Source organism: Streptomyces avidinii, assembly GCF_045161815.1.
Classification (GTDB): Bacteria; Actinomycetota; Actinomycetes; order Streptomycetales; family Streptomycetaceae; genus Streptomyces; species Streptomyces avidinii.
This window is the reverse complement of the sequence record NZ_CP108863.1, coordinates 147724-167990: the sequence shown is the minus strand read 5'-3', so window position 1 is coordinate 167990 and position 20267 is coordinate 147724. Positions and strand designations below refer to the sequence as shown.

The window sequence follows — 20267 nt, the reverse complement described above, 5'->3', positions numbered from 1 at the left end:
CCGAAGCCTCCACTGCATACGGGAAAACAAGGAAGCGGGGGGGGCGGGGTCCCTCTCCCCGCCCCCGCCGCCGGGACTTCACGACCGGTCGGGCTCCCGCTGTCAGGCGAAGAAGCCCTGACCGGGGGTGAAGATGTTCTGGGGGTCGAACTTGTTCTTCGCGTTCACGAAACCGGTCCACCGGTTGCCGAAGTGCTTCTTCCAGTCGGCATTCGACATCGGGATCGAACCCACCAGGTAGCGCTTGGCCCCCAGCTCCACCGCGATGTCGTACAGACGCCGGTTCTGGTCGATCATCGCCTGGATGCCCGGCTCACCCGGGTTGGGGAACCGCAGCAGGTCGAACAGGTAGACCACCGACTCGTTGGGCATCATCGCCAGCGGACGCTTGATCTTCGAGGTGAAGAACGGATAGAAGAGCAGGAACCCGCCGCCCAGCGAGTTCGCGTCCAGCTCCTGCTCCACCCGCTTCATGAACTGCTTGGTCTTCGACGCCGGCAGGAACATGCTCAGCCACGGCTTGGGCGTGTACCAGTGACCGCCCTCCTTCAGCACCGCCTCGTACGCATCGAGCCGGAACATGTAGTCCCGGAACGCCACGTCCTCGATGACCGCGTCCGCCCGCACGTCCTGCAGACCGCACAGCAGCGCCTCGCGGTTCGGCGGCGTGGTGTTGTAGGTGGCGCCGACCTCCAGCTTGTAGCGCCAGCCGCTGCCGTCCGGCTTCTGCATCATCTCGCCCGCGTGGACCTGGAACCGGCCCTCGGCCAGCACCTTCTCCGAGTCCGCCAGATACGTCTCGACGTTCGCGTAGAACAGGCTGAAGATCACCGACCGCTTCGGCGCCGGGATCAGCTTGACCTTGACCCGGACGATGATGCCGACCTGACCGCCGCCCGACAGCGCCGCGTTGAACAGCTCCGTGCGCTGCGTCGCCGTCGCGGTGACCAGCTTGCCGTCACCGGTGATGATGTCGATCGACTGCACCGTGTCGCACAGCAGACCGTACCGCTGCACGGTGCCACCGATACCGCCGATGCTGATGGTGCCGCCGACGGAGATGTACAGGTAGTCCGGCAGCGCCGGCGGGGTCTTGCCCACCCGCAGGGTCGCGTCCGTCAGCTGACCCCAGGTCACACCGGCCTCGACCACCGCGTGGTCGGCGCCGATCGACAGGATCTTCGACATCCCCTTGGCATCGATGGAGATACCGCCCGGCACACGCGCCTGCCCGTACACCGAGTGCGACTCGATGTCGTCGCCGGTACCGCCCTGACCGTTGACGGCGACCTTGATGTTGTTGGCCCGCGCATAATTGACGATCTTGACGATGTCGTCCACGCCGCCCGGCCGCAGCACGGCCCACGGCTTGCTCGGGGCGCCGTCGAAGAGGTGACCGAAGTCGTTGGCGAAGGCGTCGACCACGCCCGGGGTCGTCTCCAGGGTCCCGACCAGCCCCGGCACCGGGACGACATCGGAGCTCCCGGCCGCCTCGGCGGCCGTCGCCCAGGTCTGGGACACCGTGTTCCAGCCGACGACCGCGACGGCCGTGGTCGCGATCCCGCCCAGGACCCGGCGACGGGACGGCTCGGCGGCGGTGCCCGCGGCAGTTCTGTGGGTGCTGCTCATCTTCGTACGTCTCCTACTGGTGAGGTACCGGCTTGGTGCTGCGTACCTGGGAAGCGAGCTGGTACTCGCTCAGGTCGAGGCGCTTGGTGCCCCGGCGGAAGCGCCAGGTGTACGTCGGGAAGATCGAGGTGTTGCGGCCGTTCGCGTCGAGGTACCAGCTCCTGCAGCCGCCCGACATCCAGACCGTGCCCTCCAGGTGCTCGTCCAGCCTGCGGTTGTAGGCGTCCTGAGCCTCCTGACGGACCTCGATACTGGCCAGGCCCCGCTTCTCGACCTGCTTGAGGGAGTCCACGACGTACCGGACCTGCGCCTCGATCATCACGGTCTGCGAGGAGTGACCCAGCGCCGTGTTCGGACCCAGCAGCATGAACAGGTTCGGGAACCCGGCGACGGTCGTGCCGCGGTGCGCGGACATCCCGTCCTTCCACACCTCACGCAGCTGCGCCCCGCCCCGGCCCCAGATCCGGCGCGCCACCGGACGGTCGGTGGCCTGGAAACCGGTACCCAGGATGATGGTGTCGACCTCGCGCTCGACCCCGTCGCTCCCCACGATCGACTTGGCCCGGACCTCCGCGATCCCCTCCGTGACGATCTCCACGTTGGGCTGCTGGATCGCCGGGTACCACGTGTTGGAGAACAGCAGCCGCTTGCACGCCACCAGGTAGTCGGGCGTGAGCCGCTTGCGCAGCGCCTCGTCCGCCACCGACTTCTCCAGGTGGTCGCTCGCCATCTTCTGGACCTTCTCGGCGAGCTTGGGCCGCTTCCAGAAGAACGCCAGGATCTCCCGGCCCCACATGTTGAAGCCCCGCCGGAACTGCTGGTAGCCGGGCAGCGAACGCAGCATCGCGGTGTGCCGCGCACTGTTGACCTTGTCCGGCTTCGGGCCGATCCACGCGGGCGTGCGCTGGTAGAGGTCCAGGTGCCCGACCTCGGGCTGGATCGCCGGGACGAACTGGATCGCGGAGGCACCCGTACCGATGACGGCCACCCGGCGGCCGGCCAGGTCGTGGTCGTGGTCCCAGTTCGAGGAGTGGAAGACCTTCCCCTCGAAGTCCGCCAGACCCTTGATGTCCGGCACCGCCGCCTCACTGAGGTAGCCGGTACCGGTCACCAGGAACTGCGCGGTGTACTGCCCCTGAGAGGTCTCGATCCTCCAGTGCCGCTCGCCCTCGTCCCAGCGGGCGGCCTCCAGCTCGTGCCCGAACCGGATGTGCGGGCGGACACCGAAACGGTCCGCCGTCTCCCGCAGGTAGGCGTACAGCTCGTCCCGCGAGGCGAACGTCGACTTCCAGTTCGGGTTCCGGGCGAAGGAGAACGAGTAGAGGTGGGACATGACGTCGCACGCACAACCCGGATAGCTGTTGTCGCGCCAGGTGCCGCCGACCTCGTCGGCCCGCTCGAACACCAGGAAATCGTCGATGCCCGACTGCAGCAGCCGGATGGCGGTGCCCAGGCCCGAGAAGCCGGTGCCGATGACCGCGACCCGCAGATGCCGGGTCGGGCCGCCGCCGCCGGGACGCCCCTCGGTGCCCGTACGTGCCCCGCCGTCCTTGGCCGGCTCGAGAATGCTCGTCACGTCAACCTCCTTAACGGCGCGTGATGGTGACGCGGAAGTTGTTGAAGAACTTGTCCTCGAGCGTGTACGCGAAGATGTCGAGGTAGCGCTCGAAGCGCGAGACGACCTCCTCGCCCTCCATGGCCACGGCCTCGTCCCGGCGCTCGGCCAGCAGCACCAGCCAGGCACGGCAGGCCATCGCGAAGGACTCGCGCTCGTTGACGATCTCGTCGATCTCGAAGAGACCCTCCGCGGCGGCGGACAGCTCGCTCAGGTGCGGGATGTGGCAGCCCTCGAACTCCGAGCGCTGCAGGAACTTCAGGTCGTCCAGCAGCGCCCGGTTCATCGGCAGCGCCTCGGCGGTCATGGTGTGCAGCACGAACTTCGCACCCGGGTTCAGGGCGTTCGCGACCTGCTGGAAGAAGTACCGGTAGCGCTTGGTGCGCTCCTTCGGCGGCAGGTTCGAGGAGACGAAGTGCTCCAGCGCGTTGATGCAGAACGCGGCGTCGTACTTCTCGCTGTCGTCCGCGACCTTGTAGTCGGCCCAGCTCTGCACCAGCGTGGTGATCCGCGGGTTGTCCAGGCCGGCGATGAACGCCTCCTGCGTACGCGACAGGGTCAGACCGACGGCCTGCTCCGCACCGTGCACCGTCGTCAGGCGGTTGAGCATCGTGCCCCAGCCGCAGCCGATGTCCAGGACGCGCCCGGTCCGGCCGGCGGCGACGCCCGCCAGCTCGGCGAACTTGTCGAGCTTGCGCTCCTGCGCCTCGTCGAGAGTGGCGACCAGGTCCTCGCCGTCTTCCCAGTAGCCGCCGGAGTACATCATCGTGGGGCCCAGCAGGAGCCGGTAGAAATCGTTGCTGACCTCGTAGTGGTGCCTGATCGCATCGACCTCGGGGTCCACCGACTTGGGGGCGACCGTTGTCATCCTGATCCTCTTTCCTGCGTGTCCGGCGGGCCTTGTTTTCCGAATTCGCGTCGAGAAAACCGGATGCCCCGCAAGGTGCGCGCAAGACGGTCCGCACACACGGCCGGCAACCGTGTTGCGTCTTCCTTGCGGGGGCAGGGATTTCATCGCTCTCGAAAACCAGACACGCACTGCCGAGTTGCATTGCCGAGAGAGGACCGACCCCATGTCGCTGCCCACCATCGAAGAACTGGCGAGCCAGCTCGAGGCCGTCTCGGGTGCCGCGGAGGTCAGCCCCGACGCCCCGCTCCAGCACATCGCGGACGTCGACTCGCTGGACCTGATGGAGTGGCTGTACGGCTTCCAGAACCAGTACCCGCACATTCCGGCCGACGAGTCGCTCTTCGCCGACCTCGACGACACGACCACCCTGCGTGACGTGTACGCCAAGATCGTCGATCTCGTCCCGGCTCAGGCGTAGCGAGGGGTGACGTGACCGGCTTCGACATCACCGGGTGGGGCATGTCCGTACCCGAACGCATCGTCACCAGTGCCGAACTCGCGACCCGTTTCGGCGTCGACGAGCACTGGGTCGTCAGCCGCTGCGGCATCCGTGAGCGGCGGGCGGTCGACCCGGGGCAGACCACCGCCTCCCTGGCCGTCGAGGCCGGCCGGCGCGCGCTGGACAAGGCGGGCCTGACCGGCGCCGACATCGCCCACCTCATCGTCGCGACCGCCACGCCCGAGCAGCCGTCCCCGGCGACCTCCGCGTTCGTCCACCACGAACTGGACATCGCCGGCAGCGCGCACGACGTCAACTCCGAGTGCGCGGGCTTCGTCTACGGGCTCGTGTCCGCCATGGCACTGATCGCCATCGACCCCCGGCCGATCCTCCTGATCGGCTCCGACACCCACACCCTGACGGCCAACCCGGCCGACCGGGACCTGTCCATCCTCGTCGGCGACGGCGCGGGCGCCATCGTCCTGCAGCCCGGCCCGGAGAACCGCGTCAAGGCGTGGAACCTGGGCGCCGACGGGGCCTGCACCGGCTCGCTCAAGGTCCTCGCCGGCGGCAGCCGCATGCCCACCACCCAGGAGACCCTGGACGCGGGCCTGCACTACGCACAGATCAACGGCAACGAGATCTACCTCAACGCCGTCCGCTACACCGTCCGCACCGTCCGCGAGACGCTGGAGAGCGCCAAGGTGGACGCCGCGGACATCGACCACGTCGTACCCCACCAGGCCAACATCCGGATCATCAACTCGATCCTCTCGCACACCGGCCTGCGCCCCGAGGCCCTGATCACCAACCTCCAGAAGTACGGCAACACCGCCTCGGCGTCGATCCCGATCGCACTGACCGAGGCCCTGGAGGAGGGCCGGATCAAGACCGGGGACAAGGTCCTGCTGGCCGGCTTCGGAGCCGGAATGACCTGGGGTTCGATCCTGATGGAGTGGGGCGGTGTCGCGGCATGAGCAAGAACGGTGCGGGTGTGCGGCCCGAATCCCCGGTCGCGCTCGTGACCGGCGCCTCGGGCGGCCTCGGCCAGGCCCTGGCGCTGGAACTGGACGCGCTGGGCTGCCGGGTCGCCGTCCACTACAACAGCTCCCGGCAGGGAGCCGAGGCGGTCCGGGAGAAGCTGACCAACCCGTCGGCCCTGGTCACCGGTGACGTCGGCTCGTGGGAGGCCACCCAGGCCCTCTACGCGCAGATATCGGCCGAACTCGGCCCGGTGGACGTCCTCGTCAACAACGGGGCCATCCGCAAGGACAGCCTGATGGCCATGCAGAACCCGGCCGACTGGGCCCAGGTCATCCAGACCAACCTGATCGGCTCCTTCCACACCGCCCGGGCCTCGGTGCCGCACATGCTGCGCCGGAGGTGGGGCCGGGTGATCAACATCGTGTCACCGTCGGGCATCATCGCCACCGCCGGCCAGACCGCCTACTCGGCCTCCAAGGCCGGACTCATCGGCTTCACCCGCACCCTCGCCTCGGAGTGCGGCCGCCGCGGGGTGACGGTGAACGCGCTGTCACCCGGCTTCATGATCACCGGCATGACCAACACCCTGCCCGACCGGGTCATCGAGGGCATGGAGGACAAGGCCCCCATCCCGCGGTTCGTCACCGTCGAGGAGGTCGCCCGCAGCGTCGGCCTCTTCCTCGACCAGGACTGCATGACGGGCCAGGTCATCAGCATCGACAGCGGCGTGTCCATCACCTGATCCCCCCGCCGCACCCCCCGGCCCCGGCCTCCTCCCCCCCAGGGGAGGCCGGGGCCGCCCGCCGTCCCCCGACCGGCCCGCACCCGCACGGACCCCCGCACCCGCACCCGTACGCGTACGGGCGCACCGGCATCGCGGGGGTCCGTACGGGTGCGGGCAGACGCAGCCGCCGCCGCGCATCAGCGCGACGGCGGCTTCCCCGCGCCCGGATCAGGCGGCGGGGGAGGACGACATCCGGTGCGTGACACAGCCGTGGTCGGCCAGCGAGCACGGACGCGGCACCGGCATCCGGTGATCCACCTCGAACACCCCCATCAGCACCGGGTCCAGACACGTCGGCTGACGCACCGCCGGCCGCGGCTCGGGCGTACGCAACAGCTCCAGGTACGCCGCCTCCGTCTCGGGCGCCGGGTCGATCCCCAGCTCCTCCGCCAGCACCTCCCGCAACTGCTGATAACTGCGCAGCGCCTCCGCCCGGTTACCGGCCCGGGTATGAGCCGCCATCCGGCACCGGTACGCACTCTCCCGAAACGGAGCCCGCCGCACGGCCTCCTCCGCGTACCGCAGCGCATGGTGCTCGTCGCCCAGCGCCGAGGACGACAGACTCGCCGTCTCCAGCGCCTTCAGCCGCAGCTCCTCCAGCTGCTCACGCATCGCATTGACCCACTCGCCCTCGTGCGAGGGCAGGAACGAGCCGCGCAGGTTCGACACCGCGCCGGCCGCCAGTTGCTGGGCCACCGCGTACGCCCCCTCGGCGTACGCCTCCGCGGCCTCGGCCAGCGCGGTCTCCGCGACCTCCACGTCCACGGCCGCGTCGTGCGGCACCCGCAGGAGGTAGCGGCCGCCCTGCGAGACCAGGGGAGTGGCCCCCGGCCCGTCCTGCGGCGTCGTGACGAACGTACGCACCCGGCTCACCAGGCTGCGCAGGGCCGACGCCCAGGTGTCCGGCAGGCCCTCGGGCCATACGGTCTCGGCCAGTTGATCACGGTCCGTACCGCCCGCCCGCTCCAGGAGCAGCCGGGCGAACGCGACCTGCGCCTGTGCGCTCGAGAGGTGTTGAGGCGGTGCTCCGTCCGGCTCGATCGTGACAAGACCTATGAGTCTGATCAGCACTATGCACACTCCGAAACGGTCGGCTTCCGGCCGTGTCCCCCAAGTCCGTGCGATTCAGAGGATACCGGCGGGCCTTCTCGGCATGTCAACAGCGGCCGATGAACATTCCCATCCGAATAAAACCCGAGGTACGGGCAATCCCTTTCGCTTTTCGAGCACCGCTGCGGTCCGGGTGCAGTACCGCTGCAGTCCCGCTGCAGCCATCCTCTTGCGCTGCTATTGCGCCCCCCGAGTCTTAATGGAATTCCACTAGAGCCCGGCCGGAGAAACGGCGGGGCATCGATGGAGTTCCGGGTCCGCCGGACGATCGCGACGAGGAGAAGCACGTGAACGCATCCGCTGCCTGGGACCGCCTCGAGCCGAAGCTGGCCTACTTCCGCGACCGGGTCCGCTCCCTGGAGTACGAACCCAACCGCAAGAACAGCTTCGTCGCCTACACGGCCGAGCGGGACTCCGCGTACGCGGACCAGGACGGCCGGCGCCTGCTGATGATGTCCGGCTACTCCTACCTCGGACTCGCCGGCGACGAGCGGGTCGTCTCCGCCGCCAAGGCCGCCGTCGACCGCTACGGCACCGGCAACCACGGCGTACGCGCCCTGGCCGGCACCACCCCCCTGCACGAGGAACTGGAGGCCGAGGTCGCCAAGGTCGCCGGCCGCGAGCGGGCCCTGGTCTTCGGCTCCGGCTACGCCGCCAACGTCGGCACCGTCGGCGCCATCGTCGGCCCCGGCGACACCGTCTTCATCGACAAGTACGACCACGCCAGCATCGTCGACGGCTGCAAGCTCTCCGGCGCCACCGTCACCCGCTTCCGCCACAACGACGTCACCCACCTGGAGCGCCGCCTCGCCGCCGCCCCCGACACCGGCGTCCGCCTGGTCATCGTCGACAGCGTCTACTCCATGGACGGCGACATCGCCCCCCTGGTCGACCTGCGCAAGGTCTGCGACGCCCACAACGCCCTCCTGATGGTCGACGAGGCCCACGCGCTCGGCGTCATCGGCGCCACCGGCAAGGGCATCGAGGAGCACTTCCACTACGAGGCGAAGGTCGACATCAAGCTCGGCACCCTCTCCAAGGCCATCCCCTCCATGGGCGGCTGGGTCGCCGGCTCCGCCGAACTCGTCCACCACCTGCGCTACGCCGCCCGCCCCTTCCTCTTCTCCGCCGCCCTCGGCGGAGCACAGACCGGCGCCGCCCTGGAATCCCTGCGGATCATGCAGCGCGAGCCGCAGCGGGTGGAGTTCATCCAGCGCGAGTCCGCACGCTTCCGCAGCATCCTCAACCAGGCCGGCATCAGCACCGTCGACAGCGAGACCGCCGTCGTCCCGGTCATCGCCGGCTCCGACGAGTCCGCCTACGACCTCGCGACCGCCTACCGCAAGAACGGCGCGATCGGCCTCCCCGTGGTCACCCCGGCCGTCCCCAACGACCTGGCCCGGCTGCGCATCGCCATCACCGCCGCCCACACCACCTCCGACATCGACTTCGCCGCCGATGCCCTCATCACCTCGGCCCGCGAGTGCCGCATCATCTGAGCGCCCCACCGCGGCCCCCCGCACCGCCCGACCGGCCCACCCCTCCATACGACTTCGTCCGCCTCAGGGAGCAGACATGCCTTCACCGTCCAGGGGCAGTACGGCGCAACCGCCCGTAGCCATCACCGGCATGGGCGTGGTCACCCCCGGCGGGTGCACCCCGGACGAGCTGTGGCACACGCTGCGCGCCGGCCGCTCCACCGCCGCCCACCTCACCCACATCGACCTCAGCCGCCACCGCGTACGCATCGGCTGCCGGGTCCGCGGCCTGGAAGGCCTCGCCGGGCTCGTCCCGGCCAAGGAAGCCCGCCGGATGGACCCCTTCGCCCACTACGGCACCGCCGCGGCCCTCGCCGCCCACCGCGACGCCGGATCGCCCACCGCCGACGCCGGCCGCACCGCCATCGTCGTCGGCAACGCCGTCGGCGGCCGCGCCACCAGCGACCTGGAGTCCGCCCACTTCACCGAAGGCGGCCCCGCCCGGGTCAACCCGCTGATGCCGCTGATGACGATGCCGAACGCGGCCGCCGCCCAGATCGCCATCCGCCTCGGCTGGACCGGACCGGCCCTGACCGTCGCCAACACCTGCGCCAGCGGCGCCGACGCCATCGGCCACGCCCTGATGCTCCTGCAGACCGGCCGCGCCGACCTGGTCATCGCCGGCGGCACCGAACACACCCTCACCCCCGTCACCCTGGCCGGCTTCGGCAACCTCAGCGCGGTCTCCTTCCGCAACGACGACCCCGAGCACGCCTCGCGCCCCTTCGACAAGGACCGCGACGGTTTCGTGATGGGGGAGGGAGCCGGATTCGTCGTCCTGGAACGGCTGGACGACGCGCAGGCCCGCGGCGCGAAGACCTACGGCCTCGTCGCCGGATACGCCGCCACCGCCGACGCCCACCACCTCGCGATGCCGCTGCCCGACGGCTCGGGAGCCGCCGCCGCCATGGCCGCAGCCATCGCCGACGCCGGCCTCGACCCCGCCGACATCGTCCACGTCAACGCGCACGGCACCTCCACCCCGTACAACGACCGGTCCGAGGCGGCCGCCCTCACCAAGGTCTTCGGCACCGCCCAGCCGCCCGTCACCGCACCCAAGTCGGTCATCGGCCACCTCATCGGCGCCGCCGGCGCCGTCGAACTCATCGCCACCGTGCAGGCCATGCGCCACTGCGAGGTGCCGCCCACCGCCAACCACCACGAGCAGGAGCCAGGAATGGACATCGACGTCGTCCACGGCGCACCCCGCGCCGTGCGCCCGGGACCCGCGATCACGAACTCCTTCGGGTTCGGCGGCCACAACTCCTCCGTGGTGGTGACGCCGGTATGACCACCCTCTCCCTCCCCGCCCCGGTCCGCACGCTCACCGTCACCGAACCCGAGATCACCGACTACCGGGGCGCCGCCCGCCGCGGCCTGCCCACCGCCCGCCCCGGCCAGGCCTCGCCCGTCCACACCTTCGTCCTCGCCCACACCGTCGCCGAACAGACCGTCGCCGCGCTGACCGCCGCCGAGCCGGGCCCCGTCTCCGTGGTCCACCTCGGCCAGGACATCCGCACCCTGCGCCCGGTCCGCCCCGGCGAGCAGGTCACCGTCACCCTGGACGTGCTCGGCATCCGCAGGGAACCCCGCGGCGCCCGCATCGCCCTGCGGGTCCGCCTGACCGGCGAGGACGGCCCCGAGCCCTTCGCGGAACTGGTCATCTCCGCCCTGCTGGTCGGCGCGACACTCCTCGAACCGTTCGGCGACATCGCCGGCGGCCCCGCCGCCCCCGCCCCGCTGGGGGCCGGCGAACCGCAGAGCGCGGTCCACGCCCTGACCACCGACTGGATCACCACCTACGCGCACGCCTCCGGCGACCTCAACCCCATCCACCTCGACGAGGACGCCGCCCGCGCAGCCGGCTTCGACACCGTCATCGCCCACGGCATGAGCGTGGTCGCCCTCGCCGTCGAGGAGGCCACCGACCGCTTCGCCGCCGGCGACTCCGCCCGCGTCCGGGGCCTGGGCTGCCGCTTCTCCGCCCCCGTACCCCCCGGCATCCCGCTGGAGATCACCCTCCAGCCCGACGCCGAGGCCCGCGTCGTCCGCTTCACCTGCAAAACGCCCAAGGGCGCCGCCGTGAAGTCCGGCTGGATCGAGTTCGCCGCCCCCGCACCCGGAGGCCCACGATGAGCGCACCCCGCACCCCCCGCACGGCCGCCGCCGCGGACCGCACCGCCCCCACCGTCGAACTCGGCCTCCTCGGAGGCTTCCTGACCCAGGTCCGCGACCGCCCCCACGCCACCGCGCTCCTCTTCAACGGCCAGGAGACCACCTACCGCGAGCTGTACGAACTCGCCGGCCGCGAACGCGACCGGCTCGCGCTCCTGGACCTCGCCCCGGGCGAACCGGTCGGCATCCTCGCCGACAAGTCACCCGCCGCCCTCGCCCTCGTCCTGGCCTGCCTGCTGGCCCGCCGCCCCCTGCTCCTGCCGTCCCCGGCCCTCGCCGACACCCTCCTGGCCGACCTCTTCGCCCAGGCCGGCTGCGCCCGGGTACTGGCCCCCGGGGGGGAGCCCGCCCGCGTCGCCCCCAACCCCGAGGTCACCGCCCGGCCGCTGCCGGCCGCCGAGGCCGCCGAGGTGGCCCTCATGCTCACCACCTCCGGATCCACCAGCCTCCCCAAGATCGTCCCGCTCGGCCTGGACGCCGTCGACCGGTTCACCCGCTGGGCCGGCCGCGCCTTCAAGATCGGGCCCGGCCGCACCGTCCTGAACTACGCCCCCCTCAACTTCGACCTCTGCCTCCTCGACGTGTGGACCACCCTCGCCCGCGGCGGACGCGTGGTCCTCGTCGACCCGGCCCTGGCCGCCCACGGCCGCCACCTGCGCGACCTGGTCCTGCACCACAAGGTCGACATCGTCCAGGCCGTCCCCATGGCCTTCGGACTCCTCCAGGACGCGGCCGCCAAGACCGGCGACACCTTCCCCAACGTCGAACACGTCATGTTCACCGGCGACGCCATCCCCGACCGCACCCTCGCCGCCCTGCCCCAGCTCTTCCCCCACGCCCGCATCCACAACATCTACGGATGCACCGAGACCAACGACAGCTTCCTCCACGAGGTCGACACCGCACCCACCACCGGCCCGCTGACGCCCGTCCCCATCGGCCGCCCGCTGCCCGGCGTACGCGCCCTGATCATCGACCCCGACACCAACACCCCCGTCCAGGGACCCGGCAGCGGAGAACTCTTCGTCTCCACGCCCTTCCAGACCCGCGGCTACCTCGACCGCACCCGCCACACCGACAAGTTCACCGGCCACCCCCTCGGCCTCGACGACCGCCGCTGGTTCCGCACCGGCGACCTCGTACGACGCGACGACGCCGGCACCCTGCACCTGACCGGACGCACCGACTTCCAGGTCAAGGTCCGCGGCGTCGCCGTCAACACCGCCGAGATCGAACGGGTCCTGCAGGAACACCCCGACGTCCTGGAAGCCGGCGTATCCGCCCTGCCCGACCCCATCGCCGGCAAACGCCTCGTCGCCGGCGTCCAGCGCGCCCCCGGCTCCACCCTGACCGGCCTGCAACTGCGCACCCACTGCGCCCGCCACCTGCCCAGGGCCGCCGTACCGCACCAACTCACCGTCACCGAAAACCCGTTGCCCAAGACCGCCACCGGAAAGGTCGACCGCAAGGCACTCGACCGACTCGACCGGCCGGCCCCCACCACCACCGCACCCACGACCGCACCCGTCGCCACACCTCTCGCCGAAGGAATCCCGTCATGAGCAACATCGACACCATCAAGAACTTCGTCATCACCGAGTTCCTCCCCGGCACCGCCGCCGCCGAACTCGCCACCGACCACGACCTGCTCAACGACGGGGTCATCGACAGCCTGGGCGTCCTCAAGCTCATCGCCTGGGTCGAGGACCGCTTCGAGCTCGCCATCGGCGACGCCGACCTGGACCCCAACAACTTCCGCAGCGTCGAGGCGATCGACACCTTCATCACCGAATCCCGCCGCACCGCGGCCGCCTGAGCGGCCCCGCCACCACCACTGACCACGACGCAGACGAGACGGAGACCGACCGTGCACGACGCACTCACCGGCCTGCTGGAACAGGGAGCCCCGGTCGGCCGCGAGACCTGGCGGTCCTGGTGGGACCAGCTCGGCGACGGCGGCCTGGACCAGGCCCAGGTCGTCGCCCTGCTGGCCTCCCTGACCAGCCGGCTCCCCGACCACGAGACCCTGCGCCACCTGCTGGACTCGCTCGCCGAGCGCCGGCCGGCGGCGCAGGCCGGCACCGCCTGGGAAGGCACCGTGAACGTCGTCGGCACCGGCGGCGGCCCCAGGACCTTCAACATCTCCACCGCCTCGGCGTTCGTCGCCGCGGCAGCCGGGGTCAAGGTCGTCAAAACGGGCTCCCGCGCCTACACCAGCTCACTCGGCTCCGTCGACCTGCTGGAGCGGCTCGGTATCCGTCTCACCTCCTCCCGCGCCCAGACCGAGGACACCCTCGCCGCCCACGGGATCGCCTTCGCAGGACCGTTCGTCTACCCGACCCAACTGACCCGGCTGGCACGGACCGTGGCCCCCCACAGCATGAAACCCTTCGGCCGGTTCCTGAACGCACTGGGCCCCTTCCTCGCCGACCTGCCGGTGACCGCCCAGGTCACCGGGGTCTCGGCGGCCGCCCCCCTCGACACCCTGCGCCATCTCGCCCAGGCCACCACCACCCGCCGGATCTGGCTCACCTCCAACGACACCGGCGCGGACGAACTGCTGCCCTTCGCGACCAACACCATCCACGGGGAGAACTCCCTGACCCGGATCATCCGCCCCGGCGAACTCACCCCCGCCGACGGCTCCTTCGCCGACCTGCGACCGGCCACCGACACGACCACCGCCGCCGCACACTTCCTGACCGTCCTGTCCGGCAACGCCGGCCGCGTCGCCACCCGCACCGTCTGCCTCGGCGCCGCCGCCCTGGTGGTGGCCTCCGGCACCCGCCGCGACTGGCTCTCGGCGGTCTCCCTCGCCGAGGAAGCCATCCGCTCCGGCGCCGCCCACGACCTCGCACAGCGCCTCGCCGCCGCCCCGGCCCCCGCCCCCCGCACCCTGGCGGTGACCGGTGCCTAGCCCCGCAGGACTCGCCCCGGCGGCGGGGACGGACACCGCCCCGACCGCGATACCGGCCCCCGCCCCCTTCTTCACCCGCCGCACCCCGGGCGGACCCCCCGGACTCGCCCTCTTCCTCAACGCCGGCGACCCGCCCCTGCCCGTCCTGCGCGACCTGGTCCTCATGCTCGACGAGGAGGGCGTCGACTGCCTCGAACTGGCCGTCCCCTTCCCCGACTCGGTCACCGACGGCCCCGTCATCCGCCGCTCGGCCCGCCGGGCACTGGACCGCGGCGCCGCAGACCTGGACGACGTACTCGCCTTCATCGCCGACGTACGGCCGCACCTGACACACCTGCGGATCGCCCTCCTCGCCGACTGGAGCCACTCCCTCAAACACCGGGACCTGGCCACCACCACCCGCGAGATCGCCGCCGCCGGCGCGGACGGACTCCTCGTCCACGCCCTCCCCCCACGGCTGCGCGCCACCCACCTGGAATCGGCCGCAGCGGCAGGCCTGCCCGTCGTCACCACCTGCTACACCCAGAGCCCGCCCACCACCCAGGCCCAGGCCGCCGCACAGGCCTGCGCATACCTCTACCTCGTCGCCCACTACGGACGCAGCGGAACCGCACCCGCCGCCGGCCACGCCGCGCTGGCACAGACGGTCACCGCACTCCGGGCGCACACCACGTCCCCGATCGCCGTCGGCTTCGGGGTCAGCACACGAGCGGACGTCCAGGCCGTCGGCGCCGCCGGCGCCGACGCCGCGATCATCGGCTCCGCCGCGGTCGCCGCCGTCGAACGGGCCCAGGAAGCCGGCACCGACGTGACCGAAGCCTTCCGCACCTTCGTCCGCTCCGTCCTGCCCGCAACACCGCACCGAACCGCCTGACCGGCGGGAAAGCGAGCTCCACCCCTCATCCGAACCATCCCGTGCACCACCCTCACACCAGGAGACTGCCATGATCGTTCGCGACATCGAGTCCGTGAAGACCGTCGAGTGGGGCAACGGCCTCAGCCGCCGCTTCCTCCTCGCCGAGGACGGACTGGGCTACTCGCTCACCGACACCACCGTCCTGGCCGGCACCAAGTCCCGCCTGGAGTACGTCAACCACCTCGAGGCCTGCTACTGCATCGAGGGCTCCGGCGAGGTCATCGAGCTCGACGGCACCTCCCACGAGATCGTCCCGGGCCGCATGTACGCACTCGACCAGCACGACGCCCACTTCCTCGTCGCCAGCCCGCACGAGGACCTGCGCCTGGTCTGCGTCTTCTCGCCCGCCCTGCGCGGCGACGAGGTCCACAGCCTCGACGCCCACAGCTCCTCCGCCTACTGAGGCACCCGACGCACCACCCGTCCTCACCATCACCGAATCAAAGGGGTCCCTCGTGATCCGTTGGAACGCCGACCAGGCAGAGCTGCGCGACGGCCTGGAACGGTGGGGAGACGCACTCAGCGCAGACCACATCGAACTCGACGAGCAGTCCGCCTTCTCGGAGGACAAGTGGAAGCTCGTCCAGAAGACCGGCATCCTCTCACTGCCCTTCGAGGAGGACCACGGAGGCCTCGGCCAGTCACTCCTGACCACCATGTACGTACTGGAGGGCCTCGGCGAGTACAACCGCGACGCGGGCCTCAGCTTCTGCATCACCACCTCCATCTGCTCCACCGGCATCCCCCTCCAGCAGTTCGGCACCACCGAACAGAAAGAGCGCTACCTGCACCGGATCTGCTCGGGCGAGGCCATCGGCGCCCACGCCATCACCGAGGCCGAGGGCGGCTCCGACGCCATGGCCATGACCACCAGGGCCGTCCGCGACGGCGACGACTTCGTCATCAACGGCAGCAAGGTCTTCGTCAGCAACGGCCCCATCGCCGACGTGATCGTCGTCTACGCCCGCACCCACCCCGACGGCGGCCCGCTCGGAACCACCGCCTTCCTCGTCGACCGCAACACCCCCGGCCTGAGCGCCGGCAAACCCATCAAGAAGATGGGCCTGCGGACCTCACCGCTCAGCGAGCTGTTCTTCGACGACGTACGGGTACCGAAAACCGCGGTCCTCGGCCGTGTCGGAGGCGGCTTCCTTGTCCTGGACCACGTGATGAAACGGGAGATCCTCTTCTCCTTCATCGTCAACGTGGGCGAGATGCAGCACCGGCTGGAACGGTGTGTCGAGTACGCGAAGACGCGTAAGTCGTTCGGAAAGGCGATCGGTTCGTACCAGACGATCGCCAACAAGATCGTCGACACGAAGATCCAGCTGGAGACCGCCCGCAAGTGGCTCTACGACACCGGCGAAAAACTGGAGGCCGGCGAGAACATCACCACCGACCTCGCCATCTCCAAAATCGTCACCAGCGAATCCAACCTCGCCACCAGCCTCACCGCCGTACAGATCTTCGGCGGCCACGGCTACATGGCCGAGTTCGGCCTGGAGCAGGACGTGCGCAACGCGGTGGGCGGCACGATCTACTCCGGCACCAACGAAATCCAGTACAACCGCATCGCCTCGATGCTGGGACTGGGCAAGTGAGCACCACCCGCCCCCTGTCCCGGACCCTGCTCAAGGTCTGCGGGGCCACCGCCCCGCAGGACATCGAGGCCGCGGCGGCCGCCGGGGCCGACTGCGTCGGCCTCTGGCACGGCGTACCCGGCGGCCCCAGCGAACTGGACCGGAACGGGCTCGCCGCCCTCGCGGCGGCGGCCCGCTCCACCGGCCTCCTGCCGGTCCTGGTGACCTTCCTGTCCGACGCCGGTGAACTCGCCGCGATCGCGGCGCGCACCGGCGTCGGCTGGATCCAACTCCACGCCTACCAGCCCCCCGCCCTCGTACGGGCCCTGCGCGAGGCACTCCCCGCGGACGTCGGCATCGTCAAGGTCCTCCACGTCCAGGAGAACGGCGGCTGCGTGGAACGCCCCCTCATCGGCGCCTACGACCGGGCCGGCACCGACCTCTTCCTCCTCGACACCGCCACCGGCGACGGCCGCATCGGCAGCACCGGCGCCGCCCTCGACCCCGACCGCGTCACCGCCCTGCTGCCCCGACTGACCCGCCCCTTCCTGCTCGCCGGCGGCCTGACCCCCGCCAACCGCCCCGCCTACGAGGACGTCGTCCACCACCCGGGATTCCGCGGCATCGACGTCGACACCGCCGCCCGCACCACCACCGGCGGCTTCGGCGTCCCGCAGATCGCCGCCCTGGCCCGCGCCTGGCGCACCGGCACCGGCACCGGCCACACCCCCCTCCCCGACCACCCCCGACTGGAGCTGTCGCGATGACGAAGGACAACCGGACCGGCTTCCCTTTTCTCGAGGCCCTCCTGGCCTCCCCGACCCCCGTGGTGATGGAGGTGAAACGACGCGACGCCCACGGCTACGACATGCTCGGCGGCAGAACCCCCGCCGCCATCGTCGCCGCGTACGAGAGCGCGGGCGCGCCCTGCGTCTCGGTCGTGACAGGCCGCTGGTTCGGCGGCTCACCGGCCCTGCTGCGCGACGTGGCCGCACTGACCGCACTGCCCATCCTCCAGAAGGACTTCATCACCAGAAAGGACCAGATCCGCACCGCCAGGGAGCTCGGCGCCTCCGCAGTGCTGCTCACCGCGGCACTGCTCCCGGCGTCCAGCATGCGGACCCTGGTCACCGAATGCCTGCTGACCGGCCTCACCCCCTTCGTCGAGATCACCAAGGAGAGCGAACTCGACTCGGTCCACCACCCCGAGGAATGCGTCATCGCCGTCAACAACAAGGACATCAAGACCCGCGAACGCGGCGCCGGCGACCTCGGCCGATCCCTGGACCTGCTGCCCGCCGTCCGTACCGCCGGCGCCGCCTGCCCGGTCAGCGCCAGCGGCATCGACAGCCCGCACACCGCCGCCGCACTCCTGGACGCCGGCTTCGGCGGCCTCCTCGTGGGCACCTCACTGCTGCGCACCGGCTCGCCCGCCGCCTGGGTGGACGCGATGGAAGGCACACGAAAGGGGCTGGCGGTCCGATGACGACACAGCACCCCCACACCCGGCCCTACACCCTCAACGCGGGCGGCATCACCCTCTCGGCCCTCCTGGCCCTGCCCCAGGACGGCACACGGACCCGCGCCACGATCCTGGCCATCCACGGCCGCGGCATGCGGGCCGCGTACTGGAACTCCTTCGTCCCTGTGGCCACCGGCCTGGGCCACGCCGTCCTGGCCGTCGACCGCCCCGGCTACGGGGACTCCGCCGGCCCGCTGCCCGAGGGCCAGACCCTGGCCGGCCAGGCCGAAACCCTCCACGCCGCCCTCAAGGAGCACGCCGCCGAGTACGACATCGGCGCCGGAATCCTCCTGCTGGGCCACTCCGACGGCGGCAAGGTCGCCCTCCACACCGCAGCCGCCGACGGCGGCGGCACCCCCCTGCTGGGCCTGGACGCCTCCGGCGTCGGCTACCGCTACAACCCCGAGGCCCTGCACTTCCCCTCCACCCTGGGCGCCGGCGCCACCAGACTCAACTGGGGCCCCCTGAACCTCTACCCCCGCGGCACCTTCCAGGCCAGCCGCACCCTGCTCGCCACGACACCACCGCTGGAGTCCGCGGAAACCCTGCGCTGGACCGCCCAGTACGAGGCACTGGCCCCCGACGTCCGCGTCCCTGTCCGCCTCACCTTCGCCGAACACGAGGCCTGGTGGAACCTGGACGCCCCCACCCTGTCCGCGATGACCTCCCGGCTGACGGCCGCACCCTCCGTCACCGTCGACCACCTGGCCGCCTCCGGCCACAACATCAGCCTGGGCCACACCGCCCCCGCCTACCACCTGCGCGTCCTGACCTTCCTGGAGGACTGCCTGCGGGCCGCCCCGCACTGAACCACCCGCCCCAAGCACCGCCCGACGCACCGCCCGACAGACCGAGGCCCCGGTGGCAGACGCCACCGGGGCCACAGCCGTGCCCGCACCGAAATCAGGCGGCCACCACCCGGCTCACCAACTGATCACGGATCCGCGACGGCAGATCCGGCGCGAAACGCTGCAGGTAGTGATCCATGTGCAAGTCGTCACCCACCAGGAACGGCAGGTCGAACACCAACAGCTTGCGAACCGCCAGCAGCGGCACCGGAGAACGCAGCGGCCGAAACGCCTCGTTGTACAGACCCGGCTCCTCGCACACCGGATGGAACTGACCGATCATCAGCCCCTCCGCCACGAACTCGTCCTTCGCCTTGCGCTGCAGCTCGTCCAACTCCACCGAATCCGTCGGATCGAACCCCGGCAGCACCAGCAGGATCGTCAGCAGCTCACGGTCCTCCGGCGCCAGCCGCTGCGCGAGCACCGCATGACGGGTACGCAGCGAGTCGACCGCGGAGGCCAGATCCTCGCACCCCGCCGCCGGCACCGCCAGATGGAACAGCTCCTTGCGCAGCGAAGGCTGCGTGTACGGGCACACCGGGCCGCTGCGCCCCAGCTCGGGATGGCTGGAGACCAGGAAGTCCCTGCTCCACATCAGCACCTGGAGCAACGGCCCGAGGTACTCCGCCGGAGCCTCACCGCGGGCTATCTCGCCGGCGGTCCACGACTGGATCAGATCGTCTCCCCTCATCGGGGGTCCCTCCACATGGGTCGCAGTACAGGTCCTCCGCCGGGCAGCGCGACGTCCGCGCCCAGGAGCCGGAAACCGGCACGCCGGGCGGCCGCCTCACCGCCGGGGGAGCTGGCCTCCACATAGGCGCCGACGCCGTCGGCATCCGCACGGGCCACCACCCGCCCCAGCAGCCCCGACATCAGGCCGCTCTGCTGCCGGCCGGGGCGGACCGCCCCGAAGGAGACGTAGTAGTGCGGCGCGCCGTGCGGATGGGCCTCCTCCTGAAGGCCCGCGATGGTGCGCATCGGCTCCGCGTACTCGCCCAGGACATCGGCGAACGCCGCGTCCAGGGCCCTGCCGTCCGGCTCGGCGCCGGGCGGCAGGAACAACAGCACCGCGTCGCCGTCCGGGCCGGTGAGCACCCCGTCGTAGGCGGCGGACAGTTCCACGAACACCCGGAAGAACCCGGGCAGCAGCTCGCCGCGCCGCCGCTCGCCGGGGATCATCCAGCGGGTCAGGGCGTCCTGCTGGAAGCAGGCGGCGAGGAGGGCGGACAGGTCGGTGACGGCCGATGGGCTCAGCCGGTTCAAAGGCAGGGCAGACAAGGCAAGGCCTCCGGTCAGGTGA

21 protein-coding genes are annotated in these 20267 nt (G+C 70.9%); 15 read left to right on the top strand and 6 right to left on the bottom strand.

All coding sequences use genetic code 11. The annotated features are described in order from the left end of the window. Positions 1-102: 102 nt before the first annotated feature. Genes OG373_RS00820 through OG373_RS00810 form a run of 3 tightly spaced genes read right to left on the bottom strand, consistent with a single transcriptional unit; the run spans position 103 to position 4112 of the window. Positions 103-1629 (bottom strand): FAD-binding protein, encoded by a 1527-nt coding sequence (locus OG373_RS00820; protein WP_405435173.1) that lies wholly within the window; start codon positions 1627-1629, stop codon positions 103-105. A gap of 13 nt (positions 1630-1642) precedes the next feature. Continuing rightward, positions 1643-3205, bottom strand: a complete 1563-nt coding sequence (locus tag OG373_RS00815) for a flavin-containing monooxygenase (protein ID WP_405435172.1) — start codon at positions 3203-3205, stop codon at positions 1643-1645. Positions 3206-3215: 10 nt separating this feature from the next. Beyond that, positions 3216-4112 carry a class I SAM-dependent methyltransferase gene (locus tag OG373_RS00810; protein WP_189974557.1) on the bottom strand — a complete coding sequence of 299 codons (897 nt, stop codon included), beginning with the start codon at positions 4110-4112 and terminating at the stop codon, positions 3216-3218. A 205-nt stretch (positions 4113-4317) separates the two neighbouring features. Between OG373_RS00810 and OG373_RS00805 the strand changes: the two genes are divergently transcribed. The 3 genes from OG373_RS00805 to OG373_RS00795 are packed head-to-tail and all read left to right on the top strand — an operon-like array spanning position 4318 to position 6319. After that, positions 4318-4572, top strand: a complete 255-nt coding sequence (locus OG373_RS00805; protein WP_030390264.1) for a hypothetical protein — start codon at positions 4318-4320, stop codon at positions 4570-4572. An 11-nt stretch (positions 4573-4583) separates the two neighbouring features. Continuing rightward, the gene (locus tag OG373_RS00800; RefSeq protein WP_405435171.1) at positions 4584-5570 is read left to right on the top strand and encodes a 3-oxoacyl-ACP synthase III family protein; all 987 of its coding nucleotides are present in this window, start codon (positions 4584-4586) and stop codon (positions 5568-5570) included. Beyond that, positions 5567-6319: an SDR family NAD(P)-dependent oxidoreductase gene (locus OG373_RS00795; RefSeq protein WP_405435170.1), complete on the top strand. Its 753-nt coding sequence runs from the start codon at positions 5567-5569 to the stop codon at positions 6317-6319. The genes OG373_RS00800 and OG373_RS00795 overlap by 4 nt, the downstream gene beginning before the upstream one ends. A gap of 210 nt (positions 6320-6529) precedes the next feature. On the opposite strand, the gene OG373_RS00790 is transcribed toward OG373_RS00795, so the two are convergent. After that, positions 6530-7432, bottom strand: a complete 903-nt coding sequence (locus tag OG373_RS00790; RefSeq protein ID WP_397739571.1) for a BTAD domain-containing putative transcriptional regulator — start codon at positions 7430-7432, stop codon at positions 6530-6532. Positions 7433-7758: 326 nt separating this feature from the next. On the opposite strand from OG373_RS00790, the gene OG373_RS00785 reads away from it, so the two are divergent. The 12 genes from OG373_RS00785 (at position 7759) to OG373_RS00730 (ending at position 18928) form a co-directional block, all read left to right on the top strand. Then, complete coding sequence (locus OG373_RS00785) at positions 7759-8970, top strand: pyridoxal phosphate-dependent aminotransferase family protein (protein ID WP_030390268.1); 1212 nt, start codon at positions 7759-7761, stop codon at positions 8968-8970. Positions 8971-9046: 76 nt separating this feature from the next. Next, positions 9047-10300 (top strand): beta-ketoacyl-[acyl-carrier-protein] synthase family protein, encoded by a 1254-nt coding sequence (locus OG373_RS00780; protein WP_405435169.1) that lies wholly within the window; start codon positions 9047-9049, stop codon positions 10298-10300. Next, positions 10297-11145 (top strand): MaoC/PaaZ C-terminal domain-containing protein, encoded by an 849-nt coding sequence (locus OG373_RS00775; protein ID WP_405435168.1) that lies wholly within the window; start codon positions 10297-10299, stop codon positions 11143-11145. The genes OG373_RS00780 and OG373_RS00775 overlap by 4 nt, the downstream gene beginning before the upstream one ends. Continuing rightward, positions 11142-12746: an AMP-binding protein gene (locus OG373_RS00770; RefSeq protein WP_405435167.1), complete on the top strand. Its 1605-nt coding sequence runs from the start codon at positions 11142-11144 to the stop codon at positions 12744-12746. Before OG373_RS00775 ends, OG373_RS00770 begins: the two co-directional genes overlap by 4 nt. Beyond that, complete coding sequence (locus OG373_RS00765; RefSeq protein WP_397739563.1) at positions 12743-13000, top strand: phosphopantetheine-binding protein; 258 nt, start codon at positions 12743-12745, stop codon at positions 12998-13000. Before OG373_RS00770 ends, OG373_RS00765 begins: the two co-directional genes overlap by 4 nt. A 51-nt stretch (positions 13001-13051) precedes the next feature. Beyond that, the gene (locus OG373_RS00760) at positions 13052-14101 is read left to right on the top strand and encodes a hypothetical protein (RefSeq protein WP_405435166.1); all 1050 of its coding nucleotides are present in this window, start codon (positions 13052-13054) and stop codon (positions 14099-14101) included. Next, positions 14094-14975, top strand: coding sequence for a tryptophan synthase subunit alpha (trpA, locus tag OG373_RS00755; RefSeq protein ID WP_405435165.1), 882 nt, complete (start codon positions 14094-14096; stop codon positions 14973-14975). Before OG373_RS00760 ends, trpA begins: the two co-directional genes overlap by 8 nt. A 70-nt stretch (positions 14976-15045) precedes the next feature. Beyond that, positions 15046-15420, top strand: a complete 375-nt coding sequence (locus OG373_RS00750; protein WP_030721055.1) for an ectoine synthase — start codon at positions 15046-15048, stop codon at positions 15418-15420. A gap of 52 nt (positions 15421-15472) precedes the next feature. Further along, the gene (locus OG373_RS00745; RefSeq protein ID WP_405435164.1) at positions 15473-16618 is read left to right on the top strand and encodes an acyl-CoA dehydrogenase family protein; all 1146 of its coding nucleotides are present in this window, start codon (positions 15473-15475) and stop codon (positions 16616-16618) included. Further along, positions 16615-17364 carry an N-(5'-phosphoribosyl)anthranilate isomerase gene (locus OG373_RS00740; RefSeq protein ID WP_405435163.1) on the top strand — a complete coding sequence of 250 codons (750 nt, stop codon included), beginning with the start codon at positions 16615-16617 and terminating at the stop codon, positions 17362-17364. The genes OG373_RS00745 and OG373_RS00740 overlap by 4 nt, the downstream gene beginning before the upstream one ends. Beyond that, positions 17361-18083, top strand: coding sequence for an indole-3-glycerol-phosphate synthase (locus tag OG373_RS00735; RefSeq protein WP_405435162.1), 723 nt, complete (start codon positions 17361-17363; stop codon positions 18081-18083). The genes OG373_RS00740 and OG373_RS00735 overlap by 4 nt, the downstream gene beginning before the upstream one ends. After that, positions 18080-18928, top strand: a complete 849-nt coding sequence (locus OG373_RS00730; RefSeq protein WP_405435161.1) for an alpha/beta hydrolase — start codon at positions 18080-18082, stop codon at positions 18926-18928. The genes OG373_RS00735 and OG373_RS00730 overlap by 4 nt, the downstream gene beginning before the upstream one ends. Positions 18929-19022: 94 nt before the next feature. Here OG373_RS00730 and OG373_RS00725 read toward each other — a convergent pair whose 3' ends face one another. Beyond that, positions 19023-19568: a DUF6875 domain-containing protein gene (locus OG373_RS00725; protein WP_405443891.1), complete on the bottom strand. Its 546-nt coding sequence runs from the start codon at positions 19566-19568 to the stop codon at positions 19023-19025. A gap of 86 nt (positions 19569-19654) precedes the next feature. After that, positions 19655-20245 (bottom strand): hypothetical protein, encoded by a 591-nt coding sequence (locus OG373_RS00720; RefSeq protein WP_405435160.1) that lies wholly within the window; start codon positions 20243-20245, stop codon positions 19655-19657. Between the last annotated feature and the right edge of the window lie 22 nt (positions 20246-20267).

Bases quoted from the DNA above. Each gene is read 5' to 3' on its own strand.
- OG373_RS00820 (WP_405435173.1), bottom strand. From the start codon at position 1,629: ATGAGCAGCACCCACAGAACTGCCGCGGGCACCGCCGCCGAGCCGTCC.
- OG373_RS00810 (WP_189974557.1), bottom strand. From the start codon at position 4,112: ATGACAACGGTCGCCCCCAAGTCGGTGGACCCCGAGGTCGATGCGATC.
- OG373_RS00805 (WP_030390264.1), top strand. From the start codon at position 4,318: ATGTCGCTGCCCACCATCGAAGAACTGGCGAGCCAGCTCGAGGCCGTC.
- OG373_RS00795 (WP_405435170.1), top strand. From the start codon at position 5,567: ATGAGCAAGAACGGTGCGGGTGTGCGGCCCGAATCCCCGGTCGCGCTC.
- OG373_RS00780 (WP_405435169.1), top strand. From the start codon at position 9,047: ATGCCTTCACCGTCCAGGGGCAGTACGGCGCAACCGCCCGTAGCCATC.
- OG373_RS00775 (WP_405435168.1), top strand. From the start codon at position 10,297: ATGACCACCCTCTCCCTCCCCGCCCCGGTCCGCACGCTCACCGTCACC.
- OG373_RS00770 (WP_405435167.1), top strand. From the start codon at position 11,142: ATGAGCGCACCCCGCACCCCCCGCACGGCCGCCGCCGCGGACCGCACC.
- OG373_RS00765 (WP_397739563.1), top strand. From the start codon at position 12,743: ATGAGCAACATCGACACCATCAAGAACTTCGTCATCACCGAGTTCCTC.
- OG373_RS00750 (WP_030721055.1), top strand. From the start codon at position 15,046: ATGATCGTTCGCGACATCGAGTCCGTGAAGACCGTCGAGTGGGGCAAC.
- OG373_RS00735 (WP_405435162.1), top strand. From the start codon at position 17,361: ATGACGAAGGACAACCGGACCGGCTTCCCTTTTCTCGAGGCCCTCCTG.
- OG373_RS00730 (WP_405435161.1), top strand. From the start codon at position 18,080: ATGACGACACAGCACCCCCACACCCGGCCCTACACCCTCAACGCGGGC.